Origin of the sequence: Marinobacter sp. (genome assembly GCF_044799475.1) — a bacterium.
GTDB lineage: Bacteria > Pseudomonadota > Gammaproteobacteria > Pseudomonadales > Oleiphilaceae > Marinobacter.
Window position 1 is genome coordinate 1,289,021 of the sequence record NZ_CP085217.1, and the last position, 26,346, is coordinate 1,315,366.

21 protein-coding genes are annotated in these 26,346 nt (G+C 58.6%); 14 read left to right on the forward strand and 7 right to left on the reverse strand.

Annotation, left to right across the window (positions count from 1 at the left end; all coding sequences use genetic code 11):
• The first annotated feature begins 19 nt into the window (after positions 1 to 19).
• The 5 genes from LG327_RS06035 (at position 20) to LG327_RS06055 (ending at position 8,151) form a co-directional block, all read left to right on the forward strand.
• Complete coding sequence (locus LG327_RS06035; protein WP_404367166.1) at positions 20 to 2,155, forward strand: thiamine pyrophosphate-dependent enzyme; 2,136 nt, start codon at positions 20 to 22, stop codon at positions 2,153 to 2,155.
• 24 nt (positions 2,156 to 2,179) lie between these two features.
• Positions 2,180 to 3,745 carry an indolepyruvate oxidoreductase subunit beta family protein gene (locus LG327_RS06040; protein ID WP_404367168.1) on the forward strand — a complete coding sequence of 522 codons (1,566 nt, stop codon included), beginning with the start codon at positions 2,180 to 2,182 and terminating at the stop codon, positions 3,743 to 3,745.
• 680 nt (positions 3,746 to 4,425) lie between these two features.
• Positions 4,426 to 5,979, forward strand: coding sequence for a gamma-glutamyltransferase (gene ggt, locus LG327_RS06045; RefSeq protein ID WP_404367171.1), 1,554 nt, complete (start codon positions 4,426 to 4,428; stop codon positions 5,977 to 5,979).
• 43 nt (positions 5,980 to 6,022) lie between these two features.
• On the forward strand, positions 6,023 to 7,219 hold the full coding sequence (locus tag LG327_RS06050; RefSeq protein WP_404369259.1) for a MalY/PatB family protein: 1,197 nt from the start codon (positions 6,023 to 6,025) through the stop codon (positions 7,217 to 7,219).
• Positions 7,216 to 8,151 carry a DMT family transporter gene (locus LG327_RS06055; RefSeq protein ID WP_404367174.1) on the forward strand — a complete coding sequence of 312 codons (936 nt, stop codon included), beginning with the start codon at positions 7,216 to 7,218 and terminating at the stop codon, positions 8,149 to 8,151. Before LG327_RS06050 ends, LG327_RS06055 begins: the two co-directional genes overlap by 4 nt.
• An 18-nt stretch (positions 8,152 to 8,169) precedes the next feature.
• Here LG327_RS06055 and LG327_RS06060 read toward each other — a convergent pair whose 3' ends face one another.
• Positions 8,170 to 8,454 (reverse strand): YebG family protein, encoded by a 285-nt coding sequence (locus tag LG327_RS06060; protein WP_404367177.1) that lies wholly within the window; start codon positions 8,452 to 8,454, stop codon positions 8,170 to 8,172.
• 194 nt (positions 8,455 to 8,648) lie between these two features.
• Between LG327_RS06060 and LG327_RS06065 the strand changes: the two genes are divergently transcribed.
• Together LG327_RS06065 and LG327_RS06070 are read left to right on the forward strand one after the other, a co-directional pair.
• On the forward strand, positions 8,649 to 9,347 hold the full coding sequence (locus LG327_RS06065; RefSeq protein ID WP_404367180.1) for an SDR family NAD(P)-dependent oxidoreductase: 699 nt from the start codon (positions 8,649 to 8,651) through the stop codon (positions 9,345 to 9,347).
• Positions 9,348 to 9,514: 167 nt separating this feature from the next.
• Positions 9,515 to 11,773 (forward strand): YgiQ family radical SAM protein, encoded by a 2,259-nt coding sequence (locus tag LG327_RS06070; RefSeq protein WP_404367183.1) that lies wholly within the window; start codon positions 9,515 to 9,517, stop codon positions 11,771 to 11,773.
• 29 nt (positions 11,774 to 11,802) lie between these two features.
• Here LG327_RS06070 and LG327_RS06075 read toward each other — a convergent pair whose 3' ends face one another.
• On the reverse strand, positions 11,803 to 13,266 hold the full coding sequence (locus LG327_RS06075) for a patatin-like phospholipase family protein (RefSeq protein WP_404367186.1): 1,464 nt from the start codon (positions 13,264 to 13,266) through the stop codon (positions 11,803 to 11,805).
• A 181-nt stretch (positions 13,267 to 13,447) separates the two neighbouring features.
• Here LG327_RS06075 and LG327_RS06080 point away from each other — a divergent pair, with 181 nt between their 5' ends.
• A complete protein-coding gene (locus tag LG327_RS06080; RefSeq protein WP_404367190.1) occupies positions 13,448 to 15,124 on the forward strand; it encodes a methyl-accepting chemotaxis protein in 1,677 nt (558 codons plus the stop codon).
• A 39-nt stretch (positions 15,125 to 15,163) separates the two neighbouring features.
• Here LG327_RS06080 and LG327_RS06085 read toward each other — a convergent pair whose 3' ends face one another.
• Together LG327_RS06085 and LG327_RS06090 are read right to left on the reverse strand one after the other, a co-directional pair.
• A complete protein-coding gene (locus LG327_RS06085) occupies positions 15,164 to 15,793 on the reverse strand; it encodes a metallophosphatase domain-containing protein (protein WP_404367193.1) in 630 nt (209 codons plus the stop codon).
• A gap of 52 nt (positions 15,794 to 15,845) precedes the next feature.
• Positions 15,846 to 16,787 (reverse strand): sodium-dependent bicarbonate transport family permease, encoded by a 942-nt coding sequence (locus LG327_RS06090; protein WP_404367196.1) that lies wholly within the window; start codon positions 16,785 to 16,787, stop codon positions 15,846 to 15,848.
• Positions 16,788 to 16,980: 193 nt separating this feature from the next.
• On the opposite strand from LG327_RS06090, the gene LG327_RS06095 reads away from it, so the two are divergent.
• On the forward strand, positions 16,981 to 17,994 hold the full coding sequence (locus LG327_RS06095) for a DUF2235 domain-containing protein (protein WP_404367199.1): 1,014 nt from the start codon (positions 16,981 to 16,983) through the stop codon (positions 17,992 to 17,994).
• Between the two features lie 41 nt (positions 17,995 to 18,035).
• On the opposite strand, the gene LG327_RS06100 is transcribed toward LG327_RS06095, so the two are convergent.
• Together LG327_RS06100 and LG327_RS06105 are read right to left on the reverse strand one after the other, a co-directional pair.
• Positions 18,036 to 18,482 carry a very short patch repair endonuclease gene (locus tag LG327_RS06100; protein WP_404367202.1) on the reverse strand — a complete coding sequence of 149 codons (447 nt, stop codon included), beginning with the start codon at positions 18,480 to 18,482 and terminating at the stop codon, positions 18,036 to 18,038.
• A gap of 171 nt (positions 18,483 to 18,653) precedes the next feature.
• The gene (locus tag LG327_RS06105; protein ID WP_404367205.1) at positions 18,654 to 20,162 is read right to left on the reverse strand and encodes a CoA-acylating methylmalonate-semialdehyde dehydrogenase; all 1,509 of its coding nucleotides are present in this window, start codon (positions 20,160 to 20,162) and stop codon (positions 18,654 to 18,656) included.
• Positions 20,163 to 20,310: 148 nt separating this feature from the next.
• On the opposite strand from LG327_RS06105, the gene LG327_RS06110 reads away from it, so the two are divergent.
• Complete coding sequence (locus tag LG327_RS06110; protein WP_404367208.1) at positions 20,311 to 21,210, forward strand: LysR family transcriptional regulator; 900 nt, start codon at positions 20,311 to 20,313, stop codon at positions 21,208 to 21,210.
• A 6-nt stretch (positions 21,211 to 21,216) separates the two neighbouring features.
• Here the strand turns inward: LG327_RS06110 and LG327_RS06115 are convergent, their stop codons facing one another.
• Entirely contained in the window at positions 21,217 to 22,092 is an 876-nt protein-coding gene (locus LG327_RS06115) for an AraC family transcriptional regulator (protein ID WP_404369262.1), read from the reverse strand.
• Positions 22,093 to 22,257: 165 nt separating this feature from the next.
• Here LG327_RS06115 and LG327_RS06120 point away from each other — a divergent pair, with 165 nt between their 5' ends.
• From LG327_RS06120 to mmsB, 4 genes are read left to right on the forward strand one after another with little or no spacing between them, the layout of a single operon-like run.
• The gene (locus tag LG327_RS06120) at positions 22,258 to 23,424 is read left to right on the forward strand and encodes an acyl-CoA dehydrogenase family protein (protein ID WP_404367211.1); all 1,167 of its coding nucleotides are present in this window, start codon (positions 22,258 to 22,260) and stop codon (positions 23,422 to 23,424) included.
• Positions 23,425 to 23,465: 41 nt separating this feature from the next.
• Positions 23,466 to 24,245 carry an enoyl-CoA hydratase gene (locus LG327_RS06125; RefSeq protein ID WP_404367215.1) on the forward strand — a complete coding sequence of 260 codons (780 nt, stop codon included), beginning with the start codon at positions 23,466 to 23,468 and terminating at the stop codon, positions 24,243 to 24,245.
• A 15-nt stretch (positions 24,246 to 24,260) separates the two neighbouring features.
• Positions 24,261 to 25,358: an enoyl-CoA hydratase/isomerase family protein gene (locus LG327_RS06130; protein WP_404367218.1), complete on the forward strand. Its 1,098-nt coding sequence runs from the start codon at positions 24,261 to 24,263 to the stop codon at positions 25,356 to 25,358.
• Positions 25,359 to 25,382: 24 nt separating this feature from the next.
• Positions 25,383 to 26,276 (forward strand): 3-hydroxyisobutyrate dehydrogenase, encoded by an 894-nt coding sequence (mmsB, locus tag LG327_RS06135; protein ID WP_404367221.1) that lies wholly within the window; start codon positions 25,383 to 25,385, stop codon positions 26,274 to 26,276.
• Positions 26,277 to 26,346 lie beyond the last annotated feature (70 nt).

Below are 26,346 nucleotides of genomic sequence, written 5' to 3' on the forward strand. Positions count from 1 at the left end.
AACTCTGAGGAGCGAATACATGGCAGAACGATCTTTCGTCAACGAGGTACAAAAGCTACGACTTGGAGAAGGCGAAGAGTTTCATGGCGAAGGTATTCTTGCCGTCACCAAGGCGCTATTGCAGTCCGGAGTTGCTTATGTGGGTGGTTACCAGGGCGCGCCGATTTCCCACCTTATGGATGTTCTTCATGATGCTGACCCCATCCTCAAAGAACTGGGCGTACATTTTGAAAACAACGCCAGCGAAGCCGCAGCGGCAGCCATGCTTGCAGCCTCTGTTAATTATCCCCTACGGGGGGCCGTTGCCTGGAAATCGACTGTAGGCACCAACGTGGCATCCGATGCTCTTGCCAACCTTGCCTCAGGCGGTGTGACTGGCGGCGCGCTGGTCATTGTCGGTGAGGATTACGGCGATGGCTCAAGTATCATGCAGGAACGGACCCATGCCTTCGCCATGAAAAGTCAGATCTGGCTGCTCGACCCTCGTCCCAATCTGCCGAGCATCGTGGCTGCAGTTGAACACGGTTTTCAACTCTCCGAGGCAAGCAACACCCCGGTCATGCTGGAACTACGTATTCGTGCCTGTCACGTGCATGGTCGCTTCACGGCGACAGATAACAAGCGCCCGCCTTTCTCGATAGATCAGGCCCTGGAGAATCCCGTGCGGGATGTCAGCCGCATCGTTCTTCCGCCAGCCGCGTTTGCCCATGAGCAGGACAAAGTCAACAAACGATGGCCTGCGGCTGTACGGTTTATCCAGGAACAGGGTCTCAACGAATTTTTTACGGGCGACCGCGAAGAACTCGGGTTGGTCTTACAGGGTGGGCTTTACAATACGGTTATCCGCGCGCTTGAGCGGCTGGACCTGGCCGATAGCTTTGGCAACAGCAAAATCCCTCTGTACGTTCTCAACGTTACATACCCGCTAGTTGACGACGAAGTCGTGAAGTTTTGCGCTGGCAAAAAAGCGGTATTGATGATCGAGGAAGGGCAACCGGACTATCTCGAACAGAACATGAATACCATCCTTCGCCGCGCCGATGTTGAAACCAAGCTGCACGGCAAGGACATGTTGCCCAAAGCCGGCGAATACACCGGTCAGGCATTGATCGACGGCCTCCGCACATTCTGTGAAAGGCATGCCCCAGATCTTTTCTCCGAACGAGGCGCCATTCCCACGCCGGTAATCTTTGAAAACCTGGAAAATGCTGTGCCTCCGCGCCCTCCCGGATTTTGTACCGGCTGTCCGGAGCGTCCAATTTTTACAGCCATGAAACTTATCGAACGTGAGCTCGGGCCCCAGCACATCAGTTGTGATATCGGTTGCCACCTTTTTTCGATCCTGCCGCCCTTCAATCTGGGTAACACCACGATGGGTTACGGGCTGGGCGCCTCCGGCGCCTCGGCCTTTCATGGCGCCAAGGGGCACAGGGCAATCAGCGTCATGGGAGACGGCGGGTTCTGGCACAATGGTTTGACCAGCGGCGTTGCCAGTGCAGTTTATAATAATGATGATCATGTGCTGCTGCTGGTGGATAACTATTACGCGGCCGCAACCGGAGGCCAGGATGTTCCGTCTTCACGAGCCGAAAATCCCATTCGTCAGACCAATATCCCGATCGAACAAGCGGTCCGCGGAGTTGGTGTCAAGTGGGTGCGCACTGTAGACAGGACTTACGATTTACAGAAGATGAAGGATGCGCTGAGAGAGGCCCTTACCACCACGGCAAAGGGGCCAAAGGTTGTCATTGCCCAGTCCGAGTGCATGCTTAATCTTCAGCGCCGCGAAAAACCTATTTATCGCAGTGCGTTGAAAGCCGGAAAACGTGTCGTCCGGGAGCGCTTCGGCATCGACAGTGACACCTGTACCGGTGATCATTCGTGTATTCGGCTATCCGGCTGCCCTTCGCTTTCAATCAAACCCAATCCTGATGCCCTTCGGCAAGATCCCATTGCCCACGTCGACAACACCTGTGTGGGATGTGGCTTATGCGGTGAAATTGCTCACGCAGCGGTGCTTTGCCCATCGTTCTACCGCGCCGAGATTATCAATAATCCCAATCGCTGGGATTGTTTCGCTCACCGGGTGCGCCGGGCTGTTATTGGTTTTCTGCAAGCGCGCACCGAGCGTCGGGTTGCCCGTTACGCATTTTGAGTCCAGTCAACTGAGGAGCACATAGTGAGCGAAGCAATATCCAAACCGCGGCCGATCACCATTGCCATCCTGGCAATGGGCGGACAAGGGGGCGGGGTGCTCTCCGACTGGATCACAAGTCTGGCGGAAAATTCTGACTACCTTGCCCAAACGACTTCGGTGCCGGGCGTGGCCCAGCGTACCGGCGCCACTATCTACTACGTGGAACTTTTCCCGCTGCAGGCCGCGAAGAATGCAGGCCAGGATCCGGTGCTTGCGCTCATGCCAGTGCCTGGCGACGTTGATGTCGTGATGGCGGCGGAGTTTATGGAAGTTGGCCGCGCCCTTCAGCGAGGCCTTGTTACCCCAGACCGGACGACGCTTATTGCCTCCAGCCACCGCGTTTACGGCATCACGGAAAAAATCGTAATGGGGAACGGCATTCTGGATCCGGAACCGATCCGTAAGGATGCAGAGATTGCCGCCAGGCATTTCATTCACTTCGACATGAACGCGACCGCCGAGGCCCACGGCAGTGTAATCAGCGCAGTGCTCTTCGGCGCACTTGCTGCCAGCGAAGTGCTGCCCATGTCCCGCGAAGCCTTCGAAGATGCCATCCGCCGAGGCGGCGTTGGAGTCGAGCCGAGCTTACGGGCTTTCTCTGCCGGCTTCGCCCAGGCACTTGGCAGACACGAACGCGAAAATCCGCCGAATGACCAGGCTGGCGCAGGACAACAACCACATTCGGAAGTACGAGAGTTACTCGAACGCATCGATGCACGCCTACCGGAACCCGTTCGTCTCAATGCCCGCGAGGGCATACGCCGCCTGATTGACTTTCAGGACATCCGCTACGCTCGCAGCTATCTTGACCGTCTCGAACAAATACACGCAGCGGAGCAGGAAAACGAGGGCGATGTCCGCAACTATCCGGTTACAAGCGAGACGGCACGCTATTTAGCCCTCTGGATGAGTTATGAGGACACAATCCGGGTAGCGGATTTAAAAACCCGCGGCAAGCGCTTTAAGCGTGTCCATGATGAGGTTCGCGCAACGGATGATCAGATCGTCTATGTCACGGAATTCATGCATCCGCGCATAGAAGAAATTTGCGATACGCTGCCGGCAGGATTAGGCCGCAGGATCCTTGGTTCGCAGCGTTTGCGTGCAATGCTCGGGCGCATTACCCATCGAGGGCGTCACATCCGTACTGCCAAACTCAGCGGGTTCCTGTTGCTCTATGCAATTGCCGGGCTCCGTCGCTGGCGCCGGCATACACTGCGTTTTGCCGAAGAGAACAGCCGCATCGAAGCCTGGCTCGAGCGAGTCAGGATCGCGTTGGCGCAGGATCCAGCACTTGCGCTGGAAGTGGTCCAGTGTCAGCGCCTGGTCAAAGGATACGGCGATACTCTGGCCCGTGGTTTGGGCAGTTTCGCTGCTATAATGACGGTTATGGACAGACACCCCGAGCGGCCAGATCTCCCCGCACAAGTCCATCGTTTGCGCGAAGCAGGGCTGGCTGATGAAGAAGGCCGGGAACTCAGATCTCTGATCAGCGAACTGGAGCAGGGGCAGGGAAATGCCAGCCTTCTGGCCACCAGCAGAGAATGAGAACACGGCGGCCGGATTCCGGAATCCCTTGAGAGACACCTCTGAAGGATGGAAATTCTGCTTTCTTCGAGCGCAAATCACGGAGCCTGTTACCACCATGTCTCGGACAGGTCCACGGGGCAACTCGTCACCTGGAATAATCATTCAGTGATTCCGGCATTGGGAGGGGACCGTTCCACCGTCGGAAGCCCCTTACAATTGCGCAAAAATCCACTTTGTGAAAACTCTATTTAATTTTTACCTCTCTCAAAATATCAAATCTTCTTTTTTTAAGAATCTATCGATGTCGAAAACTGGAAATAGCTCGGGTTGTTCATGTTTTCTTGACTAGAGCAACTTTATGCTTTAAGTGTTGATTGTTTAAAAATAAAATATTTAATCCCGTCCACCTGCACGGCTTGCCCCGGAAAGGGCAGGCCATTCAGCATATGGGCGACACGGATAATATGTCTCAGTAATTAGCATCAGCCAATTATAAAATATAACGATAAGCAGGCACTGAGCCGAGGGGAAAAACAATGACGCATTCACGCAGAACGTTTTTGAGTGGCGCGGCCGCAACCGCTGCACTGGCGGGCAGCGGGGGGACTTTGTGGACGGCAAGCGCTTTGGCTCAGTCCGCAAAGTCAGCTCATACAGACTTGCCAGATACGCCACGACCGGCAAAACGCGGGACAATAATGAGCCAGAACGGCATGGTCGCCTGCGCCAATCCTTTAGCCTCGCTGGTAGGAGTGAACGTATTACAGAACGGCGGTAATGCCATGGATGCCAGCGTTGCCATGAATGCCGCGTTAAATGTGCTCGACCCTGCCATGTGCGGTATCGGTGGCGATGCATTTTTTCTCTATTACGCCGCCGACAAGAAGAAACTCTTTGCTTTAAATGCCAGTGGACGTTCGCCAAGTGCCGCCACACTGGAGTCATATAATTCACAGGGCATTAAAGAAATGCCGGCTGTTGGCCCCCTGTCAGTGACGGTTCCCGGCGGCTTGGACGGCTGGGTGAAGGGACTCGAACGATTTGGCTCAAAGCCTCTCAGTGAACTTCTACAACCTGCCATCCGTTATGCCGAAGAAGGCTTCCCAGTCAATCCAATGCTCAACTTTTTCTACCGTATTCGCGGCAGGAAAGTGCTTTCTCAATTTCCGGAATCAGCCGCCGTATATTTGCCAAATGGTGAGATACCGGCGACTGGACAGGTTCTGAAGCAGCCGGACCTCGCTCGTTCTTTGCGGATGATTGGCGAGGAAGGCAGCGATGTTTTCTATAAAGGTCGGCTGGGAAAACAGGTCGTGGCCGCCCTTCGCAAACATGGCGGACTGATGACCGAGGAAGATCTCGCGGCTCATACTTCAGACTGGATCGAGCCGATTTCAACCAGTTACGGTGGCACTACGGTATACGAGTTACCTCCCAGCACTCAGGGAATCGCACTACTCCAGCAACTGAACGTGCTGAGTGGCTATGATTTTACAAATACTCACCCGGAGTCGGCAGACAAGCTGCATTTACAAATAGAGGCGGCCAAACTCGCATTCTCGGATCTTCACGAATACATCACCGACCCGGAGTTCGCCGACATTCCGGTATCAGAATTGCTTTCGGAAGAATATGCCGCCAAGCGCCGAGCGCTTATCGATCCGGCTGCTGCAGCGAAAAACATAATGGCGGGCCTGCCGGAGCAGGAGAACACAACCTATATCACGGTTGTAGATCGACACGGCAATGTATCTTCTTTTATTAATAGTCTGCGCAACCCGTTCGGCTCAGGTCTTGTCGCCGAGGGTACCGGCATATTGATGCAGAACCGGGGGAAGGACTTCTCCCTTGACCCTGATTCTGCCAATCGGCTGGCGCCCAACAAGCGAACCATGCATACCCTTAATCCGATCATGGTTTTCAAGGAAGGCGTCCCCCTTATTTCGCTCGGCTGTGTTGGGGGCCACCAGCAGACTCAGGGGCTCCAGCAATTCCTGCTAAACTACCTGGTCAGTGATTACCCCTTGCAACAGGCGATCGAAGCTCCACGGTGGTCACTGTCGGAATCCGGCGAGGTCCATATTGAGCCAGCCCTCGCCCACGCCAAGGAAGCTCTTGAGGCCTTAGGTCATGAGGTGGTTGTTGGCAAAACCTTTTTCGGCGCCATCCAGGCCGTGCGCATTGATCCTGAGAGTCAGGTGCGTTTCGGTGGTTCTGACCCGCGACTGGACGGAATTGCCCTGGGATACTGAGGATAGTTTCTTGAAAGTGAGTGTGAGTCGGTCCCGAACCAAGATGCCTGACTTCAATACCCCCTTTTCCCGGGCTGGTACCCAGGCGGTGAAGTACGATGCCCGCAAGGCGGTCTTCGGCTCCGAGAAGGTCATTCCGGTCTGGGTAGCGGACATGGACTTTCCGGCGCCGACGGCGGTTACCGAAGCCCTCGTGGCAAGGGCAAAGCATCCCGTTTATGGTTATACGCTTTTTCCCGAGAGCCTCTATCAGTCCCTGATCCGGTGGTTTGAGCGCCGTCACCAATGGTCCATTGATCGGTCCTCGGTGATGATGGCGCCCGGCGTGGTGCCGTCTCTGCATGCCGCCGCCCTGGCTTTTGCCGGGCCGGGGGAGGGCATCATTGTGCAGCCCCCGGTGTATTTTCCGTTCTTCTCCGCGGTGACACTCACCGGTCGGCGTCTGATTGAGAACCCCCTGCAGCTGCGGGATGGCCGTTACCAGATGGATCTGCAACACCTGGAGGCCTGCGCCCGTGACGGCGCCAGGGTTCTGTTTCTGTGCTCTCCCCACAACCCTGTGGGCCGGGTCTGGAGCCGTGAGGAGCTGGAAGCGGTTCTGGCCATAGCCAGGCGCCATGGGCTGGTGGTGATTTCTGATGAGATCCATTGTGACCTGGTCTACCCGGATCAGCCGCGCCACCGGGTTCTGGCAACCCTGGCAGGTGACGAGGATCAGCTGATCACCACCGTTGCTCCCAGCAAGACTTTCAATATTCCAGGCCTGGGCCTGTCCAGCCTTGTGGCGCCGGATCCGGGCCACCGGGCTGCTCTGAAGAAGGTTTTTGAAAGCCTGCACATGGGACAATGCAATCCGTTCAGCGTGGCGGGGTTCGAAGCGGCCTACCGGCATGGGGAGGAGTGGCTGGAAGACATGCTTGTGTACCTGCAGGCCAACCGGGACTTCGTGGCAGACTACCTGGCGGCGCGAATTCCGGAAGTCCGTCTGGTGCACCCGGAAGGCACCTATCTGCTGTGGCTGGACTGTTCAGCCCTGAACCTGTCAGACGATGAACTCAAGGCGTTTTTCATTCACCGGGCTGGTGTGGGCATGAATCCCGGCACCCAGTTTGGCGAGGGAGGCAGTGGCCATATGCGGATGAACATCGGAGCGCCCAGATCCGTGCTTGAGGCTGCGCTTGACCGTATTGCGCTAGCGGTTTCGCGCCTTGAACCTGGCTTCAGGGCATCCCCCGAATGACAGACGCAACCGGAGATAGCATCTGGATCCGGCTGATGCCTGTGACCTTCGTGCTGCTGTGGAGCACGGGGTTTATTGGTGCCAAATTCGGCCTGCCCTATGCCGAACCCTTCACCCTGCTTTTTTACCGCATGCTGCTGACCCTGCTGTGCCTGGGGGGCCTTATTCTGATACTGAAGCCACTCTGGCCCCGGAGCTGGAAGCAGGCGGTGCACCTGGGTGTAACCGGGCTGCTGGTGCACGGAGCCTACCTGGGGGGTGTGTTCTACGCCATTGAAGCCGGCATGCCGGCAGGGCTGACAGCCCTGGTGGTTGGCCTTCAGCCTCTGCTGACCGGTATGACCATGGTGCTGCTGCTTAACGAACGTTTGACCGGTCGGGTCTGGCTGGGGCTTCTGATGGGGCTTGCGGGCGTGATTCTGGTGCTGGCGGAAAAGCTGGAACCGGGTTCTGCCGGGCTTTTTGCCGGCTTCCCCCTCTGGGCCGTTCTGTGTGCAGTGGCGGCGCTGTTCGGGATCTCCATGGGAACGCTCTACCAGAAGCGTTTCTGTGGTGCCACGGATCTTCTGACCGGCACTTTTATCCAGTACTGCGCTGCGGCCACCCTCTTTGGTATTCTCGCAGTGAGCCTCGAGACCATGGTGGTGGACTGGACGCCCCAGCTGATCTTCGCCCTCGCCTGGCTGGTGCTGGTGCTCTCGCTGGGCGCCATCGGCCTGCTGATGGCACTGATCAAGCGGGGTGCATCGGCACAGGTGGCCAGCCTTTTCTATCTGGTCACACCGGTCACGGCACTGGAGGCCTGGCTGCTGTTCGACGAGCGTCTGGGCTGGATGGCGGCGGCAGGCACCGCCATTGCAGTCAGCGGCGTCTACCTGGTGATGACCCAGAAAAAACCCGAAGCGCCGGCCGCACCGGGGGAGGGGCGGTAGATATCACAGAAGGACCAGTTACTCTCCGGCTTTTTCTTCCGGCTGGTTCAGCAATTCCGGCTTCTTCAGAGCCCGGGCAAACAGATCCTTTTCCTCGGCGATGGCCAGGGCGCACTGCTCGGCCAGTTCTTCCGACAGACCTTCCACCCGCTTCTGAAGGAAGACGGTCACCTCCTCGGAAAGCTCCAGAATTCGATCCCGGGCATCCGCCTCAGCTTTGGATGAGAACAGCATCTTGTCGGCATTCTTGAGCGCCATTTCCAGCCCATCCCTTTCCGAATAATAAAGTGCTTTTACAGCCATGCATTGAGTCTCCATTGGGTCGCCGGCCTCTCAGGGCCAGCCAGACTGATCATTCAGCAGCGAGTGTATCACCGGGAGCTGTGTTTTTATACAGTATTGGTTTATCAGGGAGCACCACTCTTTTTTGCGCCCACTTTGTGGTGTCATACTGAGCTTCAGCTGATCAATAACCGGACAATGTCCAGGGAGGCATCATGCAGAAAGTCTGTGCAGTCATAGGTATCGGGCCGGGTAACGGCCTTGCGCTGGTCCGCCGCTTCTGCCGCGAGGGCTACAGGGTTGCGATGCTGTCCCGCAATGAGGACTATCTGGCGGAAGTGGAAGGCGAACTGCCCGAAGCGAAAGCTTTTCCCTGCGACGCCACGGATGGGGAGGCAGTAAACCGGACATTCGATCTCATACGCCGTGAGCTTGGGCCGGTCTCAACCCTGGTCTATAACGCCGGGGCGGGTGTCTTCAAAAGCGTGGAAGATGCCAGCGAGGAGGATTTCGAGAAGACCTGGCGGGTGAATACCTTCGGCCTCATGCTGGCGGCAAAGGCCGCTCTGCCTCACTTGCGGGACCATAAACAGGCGAACCTGATGGTGACCGGTGCCTCTGCGGCCTGGCGCGGGCGAGCCAGCACCGCGCCCTTTGCCTCCGCCAAGGCGGCCCAGCGCAGCCTGGCCCAGTCCCTGGCGCGCCAGCTGGGGCCGGAAAACATTCACGTGGGCTACCTGGTCATCGACGGCGTCATAGACCTGCCGAGAACCCGGGAAATGCTCCCGGACAAGCCCGATGACTTCTTCATCAATGCGGACGGCGTGGCCGATGCCATCTGGGCCCTGTGCCAGCAGGAGCGGTCAGCCTGGACGTTCGAGATGGATCTGCGGCCGTTTGGTGAAAACTGGTAGGGATCATTTCCGGGTGGGGTAAATGCTGATGTCCAGTGGAGCGGAGCAGGGGTTTTAGCGGTAGGTTTTGATCAAAAAACGTGCTATCTTCTCCGTCCTTTTTGATGAAAATCAAGCCGCTTCCCTTTTGACTCTGCCGTCCCTGGACGAGGAGCCCGGTCACCGTCATGCAGCAAGCCAAGCCCCTTTTCGATCATCCCAAATACTGGGCCGAATGTTTCGGGCCCTCGCCCTTCCTGCCCATGAGCCGGGAGGAGATGGACCAGCTGGGCTGGGATTCCTGCGACATCATCATTGTCACCGGGGATGCGTACGTGGACCATCCATCCTTTGGGATGGCGGTGATCGGGCGACTGCTGGAAGGGCAGGGTTTCCGGGTGGGGATCATCGCCCAGCCTGACTGGAGCTCAAAAGACGATTTCATGAAGCTGGGTAAACCCAACCTGTTTTTCGGCGTGGCCGCCGGCAACATGGATTCCATGATCAATCGCTATACCGCGGATCGCAAACCCCGTTCTGACGATGCCTATACGCCGGGTGGAATGGGTGGCAAGCGCCCGGATCGCGCCAGTCTGGTCTACACCCACCGCTGCAAGGAAGCCTTTGGCGATGTACCGGTGGTGCTGGGCGGCATCGAGGCCTCCCTGCGCCGCATAGCCCACTACGATTACTGGCAGGACAAGGTCCGCAAATCCATCCTGGTCGATTCCGGCGCCGATATCCTGCTCTATGGCAATGCCGAAAGAGCCATAGCCGACGTGGCCAATCGCCTGTCCCTTGGTCATCCGGTGGAGAGCATCACCGACGTTCGCGGTACTGCCTTTATCCGCCGGGATTCTGCCGAAGGCTTTTACGAACTGGATTCCACCAGGGTGGATCGGCCCGGCCGGGTCGACAAGCTCATCAGCCCCTATGTGAACACCCAGGAACTGCAGAGCTGCGCCACCACCCAGGAAGCCGGTCCCCAGGCGGAAAGTGACGAAACCGTCGTGGTGGATCTGCTGCCCAGTTCGAAGGTGACCCGAGGCAATACGGTTATCCGCCTGCCGTCTTTTGAGAAAGTGCGCAACGACCCGGTGCTTTATGCCCATGCCAACCGGGTACTGCATCAGGAGACCAACCCGGGCAATGCCCGTTCGATGGTGCAGAAGCACGGTGAACACGATGTCTGGTTCACTCCGCCACCGATTCCTTTGACCACGGAAGAGATGGACTACGTCTTCGACCAGCCTTTTGCCAGGGTGCCTCATCCGTCCTATGGCGATGAAAAAATTCCTGCCTACGACATGATCCGCTTTTCGGTGAACATCATGCGGGGCTGCTTTGGCGGCTGCACTTTCTGTTCGATCACCGAGCATGAAGGCCGGATTATCCAGAACCGCTCGGAAGATTCCATCCTGCGGGAAATTGAGGCCATGAGGGACAAGGTGCCCGGCTTCACCGGTGTGGTGTCCGATCTGGGCGGCCCCACCGCCAATATGTATCGCATTGCCTGCAAGTCGCCGGAAATCGAGTCCGCCTGCCGTAAGCCTTCCTGCGTCTACCCGGGCATTTGCGACAACCTGAATACCGATCATTCAGCCCTGATCCAGCTCTACCGCAATGCCCGTGAGTTGCCGGGAGTCAAGAAAGTGCTGATTGCTTCCGGTCTGCGTTATGACCTGGCGGTAGAGTCACCGGAATACGTGAAGGAGCTGGTCACCCACCATGTGGGGGGCTATCTCAAGATCGCGCCGGAGCACACCGAGGAGGGCGTGCTCGACAAGATGATGAAGCCGGGAATCGGTAGCTACGACCGCTTCAAGCAGATGTTCGAGAAATACACCAAAGAGGCAGGGAAGGAGCAGTACCTGATTCCCTACTTCATCGCCGCCCACCCTGGCACCACCGATGAAGACATGATGAATCTGGCGCTGTGGCTGAAATCCAAGGGCTTCCGGGCGGACCAGGTGCAGGCCTTTTATCCGTCCCCCATGGCCACTGCTACGACCATGTATCACACAGGCAGGAATCCGCTACGCAAGGTGACCTACAAGTCCGACAAGGTGGATTCGGTGAAGGACCCGGCACAGCGCCGCCTGCACAAGGCTTTCCTGCGCTATCACGATCCGAAGAATTGGCCGATGCTGCGGGAAGCGCTCGAGCGCATGGGCCGGGCGGATCTGATCGGTAACGGCAGGAAACACCTGATTCCGATTTATCAGCCGGCAACCGAGGGCTATCACAGCGCCCGCCGCAAAAATTCCACGCCACCGGGTGCCGGCAAAGGTGGCAGGCCGCTTCTGACCCAGCATACCGGCCTGCCGCCGCGCTCGACTGACGGCAGTAAAAACGGTGGCAGCAAGCCGGCAACGGGCAGGCCCCCGGCGCGCGTCAAAGCCCGTCGCCCGGGCAAGGTGGCCCGGCAAAGGCCGGTTCGAAGCTGACTGAAGGCGGCCGGCCAGGCGGCCGGCTGCTACTTCTCCTGTGTCTGCTCCTTCTCCGCGCGTTTCTTCAGCTTTTCAATGCACTCCTTGAATGCATGGCTGATCCGGGTCTGGTCCCTGATCATGGCAATCCGCGGCCAGGTTGCCCGTTCCCCCATCCGGATATACATTTCCAGGTCTTCCGCGCTGGGGTTGGACAGCACCTTGCGATAGAGGGTCGGCCGGAAGGGGAAATGGATGTTGATGTCGCCGAGATAGGTCTGGGTGGTCATCGCATAGGCCTGCTCCATCAACGGCCGGAATACCGGGGAGGACCAGTTGCGGGTCAGATTCAGCGTGGTGGCGAGTTGTCCATGGGCAACCGACTGTACTGCACGCTTGAGAGAGACGGCAGTGCCCCGATGGTGGTGGTGACTGATGAAGGGGACTACATGGGGATTAGCCTGGCTGACAATGGTTTTGTTGACGTTATGCAGCCTCGCCATGCGCATCAGCGGCAGGTCTCCATGAATGCTGCCATCGATCCAGCGCTCGCTGGGCATGTAGGAAGTGTCATCATGGGAGCCGGGCTCGGGGTCCCTTGCCCTGAGCATCACCGGCGGATACAGGCCGGGAACAGCGCAGGACGCCAGCACCGCATAGTCAACCAGTACGCCGGGTGAAGCCATACGATTGAGTAGCCTGGGCTTTTGTTGCGTCCTGGTCGGGGAGATGGAGATATTCAGCTCGCGCCCACTGCGCTCAAAGGCTTCCTGAAAGCTGACGCTGCCGATGTTGGCCTGGATATGCTCGTGGAGCTGGTCCTGATCCATCATGTATCCATCCCTGAACGCCTGGCCCGGATTGCGCCAACGGAAAGCTTCTCTGTGAGCTCGCTGGGGATGCTGAAAAAATTCTTCCAGGTCACTGTCGTTACGAGAGCAGATCATCCCGGCCACTATGGCCCCCATGCTGGATCCGGCGATCACCCGGGGAAGCAGATCCTCGTTCCAGAGGGCCCGTGTCACGCCCACATGATAGACACCAAAAGCCGCACCCCCGCTAAGCATCAGGGCTGGCTGCCCATAAACGTGCTCCGCTTCCTGGAAGAGTTCCAGCTTTCTGCTTTCCGGAACATCCGGGATGGGGTTGTCGCAGATAAACTGCATGGATGTCTCGACTTCCCGCAAAAACTCGCCAGCCAGGTATTTGGTTCCCGTCCGGGCAAAGGCGTAGAGCTCAGGGTTGGAAAGCTCGCCGAGATGCCGGTAAAGGCTCTCCTGCAAAACCCGGATGAGCTTCCGCATCTCACACTGCTCCCGCAGGCGCTTCATCCGGGAAATGTGATCCCGTATCAGCGACTCATGCAACAGCTGGGTGCTGTCGTCCTCGCGCCAGGCAAGCAGGCCGTCCATCTCGTCCAGCGCTTCCGCCGCCGCATGCCATTCGCTGTAGGACTCCGCTGACTCAAGTCTGCTTTTCAGTTGTTTGCGATTTCGGTTCTGGATTTTCATGATGCTAACCATAACCTGGAGTGGTCCTTCTGGAACACCGGCTTTTGGGGCCGGGTGCCTTGCGGAAACTGCTCTGCAATTTTATTTAACAAACAGAAACTGAAACGCAAATGCCATCAGAGGATAATGAGGTGTCGCTGGCTATGTCCCGCCAAATCCTCTCTTGATTCAGGTTTTCCCCATGAAGTTGCTCAACCATTTGCGCATCCGGTCACGGCTGCTATTGGCCACCATGTTGCCCGTAATCGTTACGGCCGCCAGTATTGCCTGGGTGGCAATGGGTGAAATTCAGAATCAGGGGACACAGGAGGTGGAACGCCTGGAGCAGAACCTTCTGGACGCACGTAAGGAGGGTCTGAAGAATCTGGTCGAAAGCGCCAGTTCCGCAGTTCGTAGCGTGATGGCAGACCCGGGGCTCAGCGACTCAGAAGCCAAAAGCCGGGCCAGAGAACTCCTCAGATCCATCGACTTTGGCGATAGCAACTATGTGTTCGCCTATGATATGGAACTGAACAATCTTGCCTACCGGCCAAATCCTGCTGCCGAAGGTCCCACGACAAAACCTGCAGTGAGGACGCTGGTCAGCAATATCATAGCCTCTGCCAGGGATGACGGATTCCACGGTTATAACTGGCCAAATCCGGCGTCGGGAAAGGAAGAACCGAAAGTCTCCTATTCCATTATAATCCCCGAATGGGACTGGATGATGGGGGCAGGGGTTTATACCACCGATATCGATCAGATGGTGGCAGCCGCAAAAGAGGATATTGAGGAGCAGGCAGGGGCCACACTGACGCTTATGGCGGTGGACTCCGTAGTTGTGGTTCTGCTCGCCATGGGAATCGGTATTGTGGTGGGACGATCTGTAACCCAGCCTCTTAAAACCGTAAGCAATCTCATGCAGGACATTGCGCAGGGCGAAGGGGATTTGCGCCAGAGGCTGCCTGCTGAAGGTACTGATGAACTGGCGGAGCTGGGTGACCGTTTCAACGCCTTCGTATCGAGAATTCAGGACACCATCCGGGAAGTTGGCTCGACCACCGACCAGGTGGCTTCAGCTGCGGAAGAGCTGAGCCGCGTGGCCGCTGAAACCCGTGGCTCGGTTCAGGTCCAGGGGTCGGAAACGGATCAGATTGCCTCTGCCATCAGTGAAATGGCAGCCACGGTCCAGCAGATTGCCAGCAATGCCAGCGAAGTGGAAGGCGCTGCCTCTGATGCGGATCGCCTTGCCCGGGAAGGTGGGGAGACGGTTGCCAACACCCAGACTTCTGTCAACCAGCTGTCGGACGATATTGACAGAAGCGCAGCCGCCATTGACAAGCTGGCGGAGAAGTCCGGTGACATCCAGCAGGTCCTTGACGTAATCCATGCGGTTACCGATCAGACCAACCTGCTGGCGCTCAATGCCGCGATCGAGGCGGCGCGAGCGGGGGAGCACGGCCGTGGCTTTGCAGTGGTAGCTGATGAGGTTCGCCAGTTGGCCCGTCGCAGTTCTGAGTCGGCTGGCCAGATCCGTGTGATGATTGAAGGGTTCATCAATGAAACCCGTGGCGCCGTAGAGGGGATGCGGGAATCACGGACTCGCTCCGGAGAAACGGTGGAGCGCATCAATCACGCTGCGGGAGTGCTGCGAACCATCGAAAACTCCGTGGGCACCATTCATGACCAGGTAACCCAGATTGCTGCCGCTGCCGAGCAGCAGGGGCAGGTGTCTGAGGAGATCAACAAAAACGTGGTGCGGATTGTGGAAGCAGCCCAGCAGAGTGGTATCGGCGTCAGCCAGACCAGCGACGCAAGCCATGAGCTGGCGCGACTCGGCGAGAGCCTCAGGGACCTGGTGTCCAGGTTCAAAGTCTAAAAAGTTTTTTGGGGCCGACGGTTTTACTGCCTCCCCTGTTCAGATTTCGATCACCACGGGCGGATTGAGGGGCTTGAAGCTGGCAAGGCAGGTGCTGGCATTGACGAACAGGGTGCCGTCCTGTTCATGCTGGCCATGGCCTTCGTGGATGTGGCCAAAAACATGCAGCCGTGGCTGAAGGTGATCCACCGCCTTTCTCAGTTCTTCACAGCCCACGCTCTGTTCGTGGATGCCGGTCATGACGCCATCCAGGATGCCGGCCGGCGGGCCGTGTGTGATCAGAACGTCTGTTTCCGCGGGAATGAGGGCCCAGCGTTCTGCCAGCGGCTGACCCCGTTTCAGGTTGAACGCCCAGTCATGGAAGACCGGCGTCCAGGGGCTGCCCCAGAATCTCAGACCGTTGATCATCACGCCGCTGTCCCGCAGGTAGGCGGCAGCAGTTACCAGTTTCTGCGCCTCGTCGGGTTCGTCCTGCAAACACCAGTCGTGATTGCCGGCAACCAGAATTTTATGCCGGTGGGGCAGGCTGCCCAGCCACTCATTCAGATCCTCCAGTTCTTCCAGGCTTCCCACCCCCAGGCAATCGCCGGCGTGAATCAGCAGGTCCCCGCCGGGAACAGAGACCTGGCGATGCATGCCGTGGGTATCCGAGATACAGACAATTTTCATGGAGGGCTCCCGGAGCCTGAGTTGCGACCAGAATGGAATGCCTGCAGTGGCATCAGCCTGTAGCGAACGTCAGCATGCCATGATATAGCCCAATGCCCAGCAAAACATTGAACGGGAAGGTTACACCGAGGGAGGCCAGCATGGTCAGCCCGATATCGGCTTCCGGAATGGCGTGCCGGACAGCTACCGGGGCTGCGATGTAGGACGCACTTGCCGTCAGGGATGCAAGAATCACAACGGAGCCGGTATCCAGGCCCAGTGCCACTCCTGTTGCAAGCCCGGGAATGGCAAGAATCGGAGGCATGCAGAGGGCAAACATGATGATGCGCCAGTATCTGAGACTCAGGCCGCGGAGGGTCTCAGCCGCCACCAGCCCCATTTCCAGGAGGAAAAGGGAGAGGATGACCGAAAATGCCCCGGTCAGGGGCGCTGTGACGCCGACGCCTTTCTCCGGGCCGTAGAGCGCCCCGATGATCACGCCGCCCACCAGCAGCACCACGCTGCGGTTAGTGAAGGTTTCCTGCCACAGGGGTGCGGCCTCGGATTTTGGTCTGGATTTGCTGAAGCGGCGATAGAACCACAACCCCACCAGAATGGCGGGTAGTTCAAGGAGCACCAGATACAGGGTCACCTGGCCCCCCACATCCAGGTCTCTGGCTTCCACCCAGGCCAGGGCAACGGCGAACGTGCCGGCACTTACCGAACCGTAGTGGGCGGCAAAACTGGCGGTATCCGCCAGTGACAGTTTCACCCCGTAACGCAGCAACGGGATCAACAGCAGCGGTATTGCGAAGCCCAGGCCGGCAATGGCCGCAGCTTCGATCAGAAGCGCCGGGTGCAGGTTGCCGTAAAGGGCCATGCCACCTTTCAGTCCGATGGTAAGCATCAGCAGGAGGCTGAGGATGTCGTAGGCGGCCCTGGGTATGGCGAGATCGGATCTCAGGACCCCTGCAACAAGGCCGAGCAGAAAGAACATTACAATGATATCTGGCATGGCGGGTTCGAATCAGTGGATGAATGGAGTTCTCATTTTAAACAGGCAAGATCATAATCCTATTGTCTGAATGTATGGTAGCTATCCTCGGCCAACTCATCCAGTGCGCTGCTTCAACCACTCGGCGCGCTTTGAAATCCTGTGGACTATACTTGTTTTGCGGCAGTACTCAGCCAGACGAAAGGAGTCGGTCATGGCAAAGCGGCTTGTAGTGTGTGCGGACGGAACCTGGAACCGTCCGGAAGAAGATCTCCAGAAAGACGTTCCCACCAACGTCCTGCGGCTGGCAAGGGCCATTGCACCCCTCGCGGCGGATGGTCAGGCACAGCATGTTTTCTATGACTGGGGTATAGGGTCCTATCACAGTGCCATCATCGGCGGCGTGACTGGGAGCGGCATTCATAAGAACGTCATGGATGCCTATCGCTACATAGTGCAGAACTACACCACCGGCACGGAAATCTATCTGTTCGGCTTCAGCCGTGGCGCCTACACCATCCGTTCCCTGTGTGGGCTGGTCAACAACTGTGGCATTCTCAAACGACCGGATGCCCGGCTGATCCAGCAGGCCTTCGACCATTACAAGAAGCCCGGAAAGGCCTGGGCTCCTGAGGGCGAAGCCTCGATCCGCTTTCGCCGGGACCACAGCCATGAGTCCCGGGAGATCCGTTTTGCCGGCGCCTGGGATACGGTGGGAGCGCTGGGCGTGCCCTTTTCTCTCATGGGCCTTTTTGACAGCAAGGACGAATTCTACGACACCAAGCTGGGCGCCAATGTCCGCATTGCAAGGCATGCGCTGGCCATTGACGAAAGACGGGAGGATTTCGAGCCGACCCTCTGGCTGCCAAGGCCTGGGCTGGATCTTCGACAGGTCTGGTTTGCCGGTTCTCACAGTGATGTGGGCGGTGGTTATCCGGCGGATGAAAACGCTCTTCTGGCTTCTGATTACCCGCTGAAGTGGATGGTCGATGAGGCGGCAGCGGCGGGCCTGGAGATTGAGGGCCATCTGCCGGAATCGGTAAACACAGGCCCTCTCGCAAAACTCCACAAGTCCCGCCGTCACGTTTTCCGTTTTGCCCGGCCACTGGAGCGGCCACTTCAGTACGACGACATTCCCACGGAGATACACATGTCGGTTCGGGAGCGCTGGGAGCAGGATAAAAGCTACCGTCCGCCAAATCTGACGGCGGAGATGCTTGATGTTTAGCCTGTTCGCTTACTGATGCACGGATCTGCAGGCACGGAAACTCAGGGACACTCAGAGAACTCGCCACCTTCCTTCAGCCAGCGTTCAATCCTGTCTGCGGCCTGACCCACGCTCAGAGAATCCGGACCACGAATACAACACTCCCATACCACAAACACCCGCCAGCCCATGTCCCTGAGAGCGTTGATGTTGCGACGGTCCCGGCTAACGTTGGCGTTGATCTTTTCCTCCCAGAACTCCTTTCGCGTACCCGGCCATTTGAACAGGGCGCAACCATGACCATGCCAGAAGCAGCCGTTCACCAGGATCACCGCCCGGTATTTTGGCAGGACTATGTCCGGCTTCCCCGGCAGGTCCTTCCGGTGCAGCCGGAACCTGAATCCCCGGCTGTGCAGGTGCTTCCTGATCAGCACTTCCGGTTTCGTGTTCTTGCCCGTTATGCCGGACATCATCCGGGACCGGGTTTTGCTGTCGACAATATCGGCCATGGGGTAATCGCCTGATTTTCGGTCAGGACTTCATGCTACAGCTTTGTGGCGGGAAATCAGAAGGGAAGGGGTCAGCATTTCCAGAAGTGGATCAGGATTTCCGGCAGACCGACCAGTCGTGGTCCGGAAACAGAAAAGGCCTCCCACCTGAGGAGGGGGAGGCCAGTTGCGTTACTTCAGGGAAATTGTGGTGTTCAGGGTGCCTACATCGTCCTCGTCAAACCAGCGGGAGGTGACCGTCTTGGTCTGGGTGTAAAACTGAATGACCTGCTTGCCGTAGGGGCCAAGGTCGCCCAGCTTGGAACCGCGGGAGCCGGTGAAGGAGAACAGGGGCACAGGAACAGGAATGGGCACGTTCACGCCCACCTGGCCCACGTCGATTTCCTCCTGGAAATGCCGTGCGGCCGCGCCAGAACGGGTGAAGACCGCAGTACCGTTGCCATGGGGGTTGGCGTTGACCAGTTCGATGGCCTCATCCATGGAGTCAGCGGTGAGTATGCAAAGTACAGGGCCGAAGATCTCTTCCCGGTAGATGCTCATCTCCGGGGTCACGCCAGAGAACACGGTGGGGCCAATGAAGTTGCCCTTCTCATAGCTGGGCACTTTCGGACCGCGGCCGTCCAGTTCCAGTTTTGCGCCCTCGGTTGCGCCCTTCTCCACAAAGGTGTTTACCCGGTTCAGAGCAGTGCGGGAAATCAACGGCCCAACATCTGTGCCCTTTTCATGGCCGGCGTTCACTTTCAGGGTTTTTGCCCGCTTCACGATGTCCGGTATCCACTCAGCGGACTCGCCCACCAGAACCACCACTGACAGCGCCATGCAGCGCTGGCCAGCTGCGCCGAAGGCAGAGCCGGCAATTGCGTTAAGAGTCTGTTCCCGGTTGGCGTCAGGCATGACCACGGCATGGTTCTTTGCCCCCATCATGCACTGGGCACGTTTGCCGGCCTGGGAGGCCCGGTTGTACACGTGGGTGCCAACCGGCGTGGAGCCCACGAAAGAGACTGCCCTGATGTCCTGATGGTCACAGATGGCGTTGACCACGTCCTTGCCCCCGTGAACCACGTTGAGTACACCGGCCGGGATGCCGGCTTCAACGGCCAGTTCGACCAGCCGCATGGTGACCATCGGATCCTGTTCGGAAGGCTTGAGAACGAAGGTGTTGCCCGTGGCGATGGCCATGGGGAACATCCAGAGGGGGATCATGGCCGGGAAGTTGAAAGGTGTGATGCCCGCGCAGACGCCGAGGGGCTGCTGCAGGGTGTAAGTATCCACCCCGGAAGCAACATTATTGGCCATTTCGCCCAGCTGCAGGTTACCAATGGCGGCGGCATGTTCCACAACTTCAAGGCCGCGGAAGACGTCCCCTTCTGCGTCGGGGATGGTCTTGCCCTGCTCGGCGGTGAGTATCGCCGCAAGCTCGCTCATGTTCTCGCGGATCAGCTGCTGGTATTTGAGGAATATCCGGGCACGGGCACCGATGGGTGTTTTGCGCCAGGTTTTGAATGCTTTTTTCGCAGCACTGACGGCCGCTTCCATTTCTTCCGGCGTGGTCGCAGGGACCTTTGCCAGTACTTCCTGGGTCGCGGGGTTGATTACCTCGGTCCACTCGGTGGTGGCGGATTCGACGAACTTGCCGTCGATCAGAAGTTTGACGGTAGGAACATTCTGGTTCGAAGTCATGGGTTCACCTGTCCAGGAATGGCTGTTGTTGGTGCCCCGGCGCAAATGCCGGGGAAGATTTAGTCTGATGGTATCAGTGCGTTTGTCCATGCAACAATGGGTCGCGATGCAGAGCTGGTCTGCATTTTTGCACAGCGGGGCGAACAGCATGGACTGGAACAACCTGCGCTACTTTCTCGAACTGAGCCGGGCAGGGCGCCTCACCACCGCCGCCCGCAGGCTGGGTGTGGATCACACGACAGTGTCCCGGCGTATTCAGACGCTGGAGAAAAACCTCGGGGTGCAGCTTTTCCTGCGGGAAACCTCCGGCTACATCCTCACGGAGGCGGGGCGGAACCTTCTGCCGCGGGTCGAGCTGATGGAGAGCGCCAGCGTGGAGATCGAGCAGGAGCTCCCCCAGATCCTGGACAGGTTATCCGGGCATGTGCGCATCGGGGTTACCGAGGGCTATGGCACATCACTGCTGGCGCCACAGCTGACCGACTTCTGTCAGCGGTATCCCCATCTCCACATCGATCTTCTGGCCATGCCGAGAGCACTGCGGCTTTCTCGCCATGAAGCCGACATAGCGATCACCCTGGAGCGGCCGGAGCGGGGGCCCTACATCATCACCAAGTTAACAGACTATGTACTGCAGCTTTATGCCAGCCGAAATTATCTCCAGCAGCATGAAAAAATAAGCAGGCGCGGAGATCTCAAAAATCACCGGTTTGTCAGTTATGTGGATGACCTGGTGTTCAGCCGGGAGCTGCTGTTTCTTGATGAGGTAGGCGGCTCGGACGATGTGGGCCTTCGCAGTACCAGTATTCTCGCCCAGCAGGAAGCTGTGGCCGCTGGTGCAGGGCTGGCGATTCTGCCGGCTTTCGCTGCTGACCCGGACAGCCGGCTGGAAGTAGTCCTGCCAGGCCAGATCCGCTTTAGCCGTACTTTCTGGATGATGATGCCCGAGGAGCTGAAGGACATTGCACGGGTCAGGGTGACCTGGGATTACCTGCGGGAGATGGCAGAACATTCCCAGTCCAGGCTGCTTGCCACCAGCCGCGACTGATTTTTCCTAGTGGCGCCGGGTATGGCGGTAGTCCGTGGGGGACTGGCCCATGACCTTCTTGAACAGACGGGAGAAATAGTAGTTGTCGTCGTAGCCAAGCAGATCGCTGATCTGCGTGAATGACAGCTCGGTGGTATCCAGCATCTGGCAGGCCTGCTCTACCTTCAGGTGCAGGAAATGCTGGATGGGAGAAACGCCGGTAAGGGCCCGGTACCGGGTCGCGAAATGGGCCGGCGACAGCCCCGCCAGGTCGGCCAGCTGGTTCAGGCTGATGCGCTCATCGAGATGTTCCCGCATGAAGCCATGGATGAGCTCCAGGTCTGGCTGCTGGGCCTGGATGGTTTCTCCCGCACTTAGCGGCACAGCTGCCAGCAGCTGGCGCAGACGGTTTGCCACATGCACCAGCCCCGGGGTGCGAAAGCCCGTCTGGCGCACGGACAACAGGCCGTTAAAGTCTACGAGCAGTCGCGGCTGGCGTCCCAGGTGCAGGACGTGCGCGCTCTTTCCAAAGCCCATGTGTTTGCGGAAATCCGGCGCCAGCGGGCCGGTGTAATGCACCCAGTGAATACTCCAGGGGTTGTCCGGTGCTGCGGTGTAACGATGAGCAGCCCCGGCAGGCAACAGCACAAGATCTCCGCCTCGCACCACACAGGGCTCCTCCCCAATTCTCAGGTAAGCCTCCCCTTCTGTGCAATAAATCAAAAGATCGTCGTTGTGATATTCCCGGTGCATATGGTGCCCGGCTGCTTTCCGGTAATGCCCGAACGCAACGGGATAGAGGTCCCGGGTCAATGGGTGTTCGGCAAGCGCTCTGATTACAGGCTCAGGGATGACATACCGGATGCTGTCCCGCGGTACTGGCCACTGGGAGATTCTCGTCATGGACTTGCTCGGATCCACATGGGTGGGCGAAATATAGTCCATCATGGGCGAAATTTAGTCAATCAGGAAAGGCGCCAGGCCGTGTTAGCATCGGGGAAATCACAACAGCAGAAGTCTTTTCTTTTTACCTGCAGGGCCAGGTGCCGGGCCCATGAAGGAGAGCCGATGAATTTTGATCTGACGGACGACCAGCTGGCATTCCGGGATGCCGCCCGGGCCTTTGCCGAAAAAGCCATGGCGCCCCACGCCGCTGAATGGGATGCCGAGCATTTCTTTCCCGTGGATGTAATCCGCGAAGCGGGAGACATGGGACTCTGCGGAATCTACACACCGGAAGCCCAGGGCGGCATGGGGCTTTCCCGTCTGGATACCTCGGTCATCGTTGAGGAACTGGCTGCGGCCTGCCCCTCAACTGCGGCCTATATCACCATCCACAATATGGCCACTTGGATGGTCGCCACCTTTGGCAATGACCATGTGAAGGAAGCCATTGCGCCGAGGATGACCAGCGGTGAATGGCTCGGCTCCTACTGTCTGACCGAGCCAGGTGCCGGTTCTGATGCCGGCAGCCTGCGGACCCGGGCGGTGCCGGATGGTGACGACTATGTCCTGAACGGCAGCAAGGTCTTCATCTCCGGCGCCGGCAGCACCCAGATGCTGGTGGTAATGGCCAGAACCGGCGCGCCGGACAGCGGGGCCAGAGGCATCAGTGCCTTTGCCGTGCCGGCGGACAGCGAAGGCATCCACTACGGCAAGGCGGAAGAAAAAATGGGCTGGAACAGCCAGCCCACCCGCCAGATCACCTTTGAGAACGTCCGGGTGCCGGCGAAGAACCGGCTGGGCGATGAAGGTGAAGGCTTCCGCATAGCCATGAAAGGCCTCGATGGCGGCCGTCTGAACATAGCCACCTGCTCTCTTGGCGGGGCCCAGGCCGCCCTGCTGCGGGCCCGCAACTACATGCATGAGCGTCAACAGTTTGGCCAGGCTCTGGGGGGCTTTCAGGCCCTGCAGTTCAAGCTGGCGGACATGGCCACCAATCTGGTTGCTGCCCGCCAGATGGTGCGCCTCGGTGCTTACAGACTGGATGAAGGCCACGCCGAAGCCCCCATGCTCTGCGCCATGGCCAAGCGTTTCGCCACCGATGCCTGCTTTGATGTCTGCAACGACGCCCTGCAGCTTCACGGCGGTTACGGCTATATCCGGGAATACCCCCTTGAGCGCTATGTCCGCGACCTGCGGGTGCATCAGATTCTCGAGGGTACCAACGAGATCATGCGGATGATCATTGCCCGCCGGATCCTGGAGCCGGGTGTTGCCGAGGCCATCCAGTAAACGGGCACGCCGGACACACACAAGGAATGGAGAGATTTTCGATGAGCTCACTGATTCAGCTTGAAAAACGCGACCACATCGCGATTATCACCATCAACAATCCTCCCGCCAACACCTGGACCCGGGATTCCCTGGGCGAACTGGCGGATACGGTGGAAGCCCTCAATGGCGATGACAACATCTTCGCATTGGTGGTAACCGGCCAGGGAGAGAAATTCTTTTCCGCCGGCGCCGATCTCAAAACCTTCGCCGACGGCGACCCTGCGAAAGCCAATGACATGGCCCAGGCATTTGGTCGCGCCTTTGAAGCCCTGAGCCGCTTTCGCGGCGTGTCCATTGCCGCCATCAACGGCTATGCCATGGGCGGCGGACTGGAATGCGCCCTGGCCTGCGACCTGCGGATTGCGGAAGAGCAGGCCCAGATGGCCCTGCCGGAAGCCAGCGTGGGCCTTCTGCCCTGCGCCGGCGGCACCCAGAACCTGCCCTGGCTGGTGGGTGAGGGCTGGGCCAAGCGCATGATCCTGTGCGGTGAAAGGATAAAAGCGGATAGGGCCCTGAGCATCGGTCTGGTGGAGGAAGTGGTCCCCACAGGCGCTGCCCTGGACAAGGCCCTGGAACTGGCCGCCATGGCCTGCAAGCAGAGCCCGTCTTCCACCGCCCGCTGCAAGACCCTTGTGATGAGCGCCCGGGAAGGCCGCAGTCACAGTGACGGCTGGCGCATGGAACGGGAGCTGTTCGTTGACCTGTTCAGTACCGAAGACCAGCGGGAAGGGGTGAATGCCTTTCTGGAGAAGCGTTCACCGGAATGGAAAAACCGCTAGGGGAAAGGGGATCTTATGAATGAACAGTCCGTAGTTTTCGAAGAACTGGCGGTGGCCGATGGCGGCCGCATAGGGGTTGCCCGGCTGAATGCCCCGCGCTCCATGAATGCGCTTTCGCTGGACATGATATTCCTGCTCAAGGCCAAACTGATTGCCTGGGCCGACGACGACATGATCCACGCCATCTGGCTGGAAGGCGAGGGCGACCGGGCCCTTTGCGCCGGCGGTGATATAGTGGCCCTTTACCGGGACATGACCGAACCCCGTTCTGACCGCAGCCGGCCCGGCGTGGGAGAGCAGTTTTTCACCCATGAGTATGAGCTGGACTACCTGATCCACACCTATCCCAAGCCGGTTGTGGTCTGGGGCAATGGCCTGGTGATGGGCGGCGGCATCGGCCTCATGGTGGGCGGCTCTCACCGGGTGGTGACAGAGAACTCGAAGCTCGCCATGCCAGAAGTCACCATCGGGCTTTATCCCGATGTAGGCGCCGGCTGGTTCCTCAACCGCATGCCCGGCCGCACCGGCCTCTTCCTTGGCCTTACCGGCGCACGCCTCAATGGCGCCGATGCCCTGTTCACCGGTCTGGCGGACCGCTTCATCAGCCACGACCGCCGGGACGATGTCATGGCCGTATTGCTGAACACCAAACTGGGCGAGGCACCCCATACCGGCATCAGCAAGGCGCTCCGGCTTTTTGAAAGCGAATCACGGGAAGCCCGGCCCGGATCCACGGTGCGCGCCCATTTTGACCTGATTCAGACCATGACGGATGGCGATTCTCTCATTGAGGTGGTGGACAACATCAGCCGTTTTGTGAACACAGACCCCTGGCTCACGACTGCAGCCAGGACCCTGGTTTCCGGATCGCCCACAAGCCTGGCCATTCTGTGGCGGCATTTCCATGAGTCTCGGCTGAAAAGCCTGTCGGAGGTTCTCGCCAGTGAGCGTGCGATCTCTCTCAAGAGCCTGGAGAAAGGCGAGTTTGCCGAAGGTATCCGGGCCCTGCTGATCGACAAGGACAAGCAGCCAAGGTGGCAATACCCGGACCTGGCGAGCGTTGACCCGGTCTGGGTGGATGAATTTTTCACAGGCACTGAAAACCCTGCCTGAACCTACACAGCATGGAGAATAACAATGGCGACTATTGCATTTATCGGTCTGGGCAACATGGGTGGACCCATGGCTTCCAACCTGCTGAAGGCCGGCCACGACCTGACAGTGTTTGATCTTTCCGAAGACGCGGTCCGCACCCTGGTGGATGAAGGTGCGAAATCCGCAGCCAGCGTGCAGGAGGCTGCAGCCGCCGCCGAATGCGTGATCACCATGTTGCCTGCCGGCCACCATGTGGAAACGGTGTATCTGGGCGACAATGGTCTGCTGGCGAGTATTCCGTCAACGACCATGGTGCTGGATTCCTCCACTATTGCCCCGGAGACCGCCCGCAAGGTGGCCGAAGCCGCCGTCGAAAAGGGCATCGCCTTCATGGACACCCCGGTTTCCGGCGGCGTCGGCGGGGCCAAAGCCGGCACACTCACTTTCATCTGCGGCGGTGAGCCGGAGGCCTTCGAAAAAGCCAAACCCATCCTCGAAGGCATGGGCAAGAACATCTTCCACGCCGGCCCCCACGGCGCCGGACAGGTAGCGAAGATCTGCAACAACATGCTACTGGCCATCCTGATGAGTGGCACCAGCGAGGCGTTGGCTCTCGGTGTGAAGAACGGCCTGGATCCGGCCGTGCTGTCGGAAATCATGAAACAGAGTTCCGGCGGCAACTGGGCACTGAATGTCTACAACCCATGGCCCGGCGTCATGGAGGGTGCGCCGGCATCCCGGGATTACCAGGGCGGCTTTCTGGTGAACCTGATGAACAAGGACCTGGGGCTGGCCCTGGACAACGCAGTGAAAAACCAGGCTGCCGTGCCCATGGGCTCTCTGGCCCGCAACCTGTTCCAGTTGCACGCCAGCCAGGGCAACGGCACCCTGGATTTCTCGAGTATTCAGCGGTTCTATTATCAGGATAAGCACTAGGTCACGGGATCCGGGTCGGACTCTTGCGGGAGCCTGATCCGTCTCCAGGCTTACCTGTACGTAAACAGAA

Bases quoted from the DNA above. Each gene is read 5' to 3' on its own strand.
- LG327_RS06035 (WP_404367166.1), top strand. From the start codon at position 20: ATGGCAGAACGATCTTTCGTCAACGAGGTACAAAAGCTACGACTTGGA.
- ggt (WP_404367171.1), top strand. From the start codon at position 4,426: ATGAGCCAGAACGGCATGGTCGCCTGCGCCAATCCTTTAGCCTCGCTG.
- LG327_RS06050 (WP_404369259.1), top strand. From the start codon at position 6,023: ATGCCTGACTTCAATACCCCCTTTTCCCGGGCTGGTACCCAGGCGGTG.
- LG327_RS06055 (WP_404367174.1), top strand. From the start codon at position 7,216: ATGACAGACGCAACCGGAGATAGCATCTGGATCCGGCTGATGCCTGTG.
- LG327_RS06060 (WP_404367177.1), bottom strand. From the start codon at position 8,454: ATGGCTGTAAAAGCACTTTATTATTCGGAAAGGGATGGGCTGGAAATG.
- LG327_RS06065 (WP_404367180.1), top strand. From the start codon at position 8,649: ATGCAGAAAGTCTGTGCAGTCATAGGTATCGGGCCGGGTAACGGCCTT.
- LG327_RS06070 (WP_404367183.1), top strand. From the start codon at position 9,515: ATGCAGCAAGCCAAGCCCCTTTTCGATCATCCCAAATACTGGGCCGAA.
- LG327_RS06075 (WP_404367186.1), bottom strand. From the start codon at position 13,266: ATGAAAATCCAGAACCGAAATCGCAAACAACTGAAAAGCAGACTTGAG.
- LG327_RS06080 (WP_404367190.1), top strand. From the start codon at position 13,448: ATGAAGTTGCTCAACCATTTGCGCATCCGGTCACGGCTGCTATTGGCC.
- LG327_RS06085 (WP_404367193.1), bottom strand. From the start codon at position 15,793: ATGAAAATTGTCTGTATCTCGGATACCCACGGCATGCATCGCCAGGTC.
- LG327_RS06090 (WP_404367196.1), bottom strand. From the start codon at position 16,787: ATGCCAGATATCATTGTAATGTTCTTTCTGCTCGGCCTTGTTGCAGGG.
- LG327_RS06095 (WP_404367199.1), top strand. From the start codon at position 16,981: ATGGCAAAGCGGCTTGTAGTGTGTGCGGACGGAACCTGGAACCGTCCG.
- LG327_RS06100 (WP_404367202.1), bottom strand. From the start codon at position 18,482: ATGGCCGATATTGTCGACAGCAAAACCCGGTCCCGGATGATGTCCGGC.
- LG327_RS06105 (WP_404367205.1), bottom strand. From the start codon at position 20,162: ATGACTTCGAACCAGAATGTTCCTACCGTCAAACTTCTGATCGACGGC.
- LG327_RS06110 (WP_404367208.1), top strand. From the start codon at position 20,311: ATGGACTGGAACAACCTGCGCTACTTTCTCGAACTGAGCCGGGCAGGG.
- LG327_RS06115 (WP_404369262.1), bottom strand. From the start codon at position 22,092: ATGACGAGAATCTCCCAGTGGCCAGTACCGCGGGACAGCATCCGGTAT.
- LG327_RS06120 (WP_404367211.1), top strand. From the start codon at position 22,258: ATGAATTTTGATCTGACGGACGACCAGCTGGCATTCCGGGATGCCGCC.
- LG327_RS06125 (WP_404367215.1), top strand. From the start codon at position 23,466: ATGAGCTCACTGATTCAGCTTGAAAAACGCGACCACATCGCGATTATC.
- LG327_RS06130 (WP_404367218.1), top strand. From the start codon at position 24,261: ATGAATGAACAGTCCGTAGTTTTCGAAGAACTGGCGGTGGCCGATGGC.
- mmsB (WP_404367221.1), top strand. From the start codon at position 25,383: ATGGCGACTATTGCATTTATCGGTCTGGGCAACATGGGTGGACCCATG.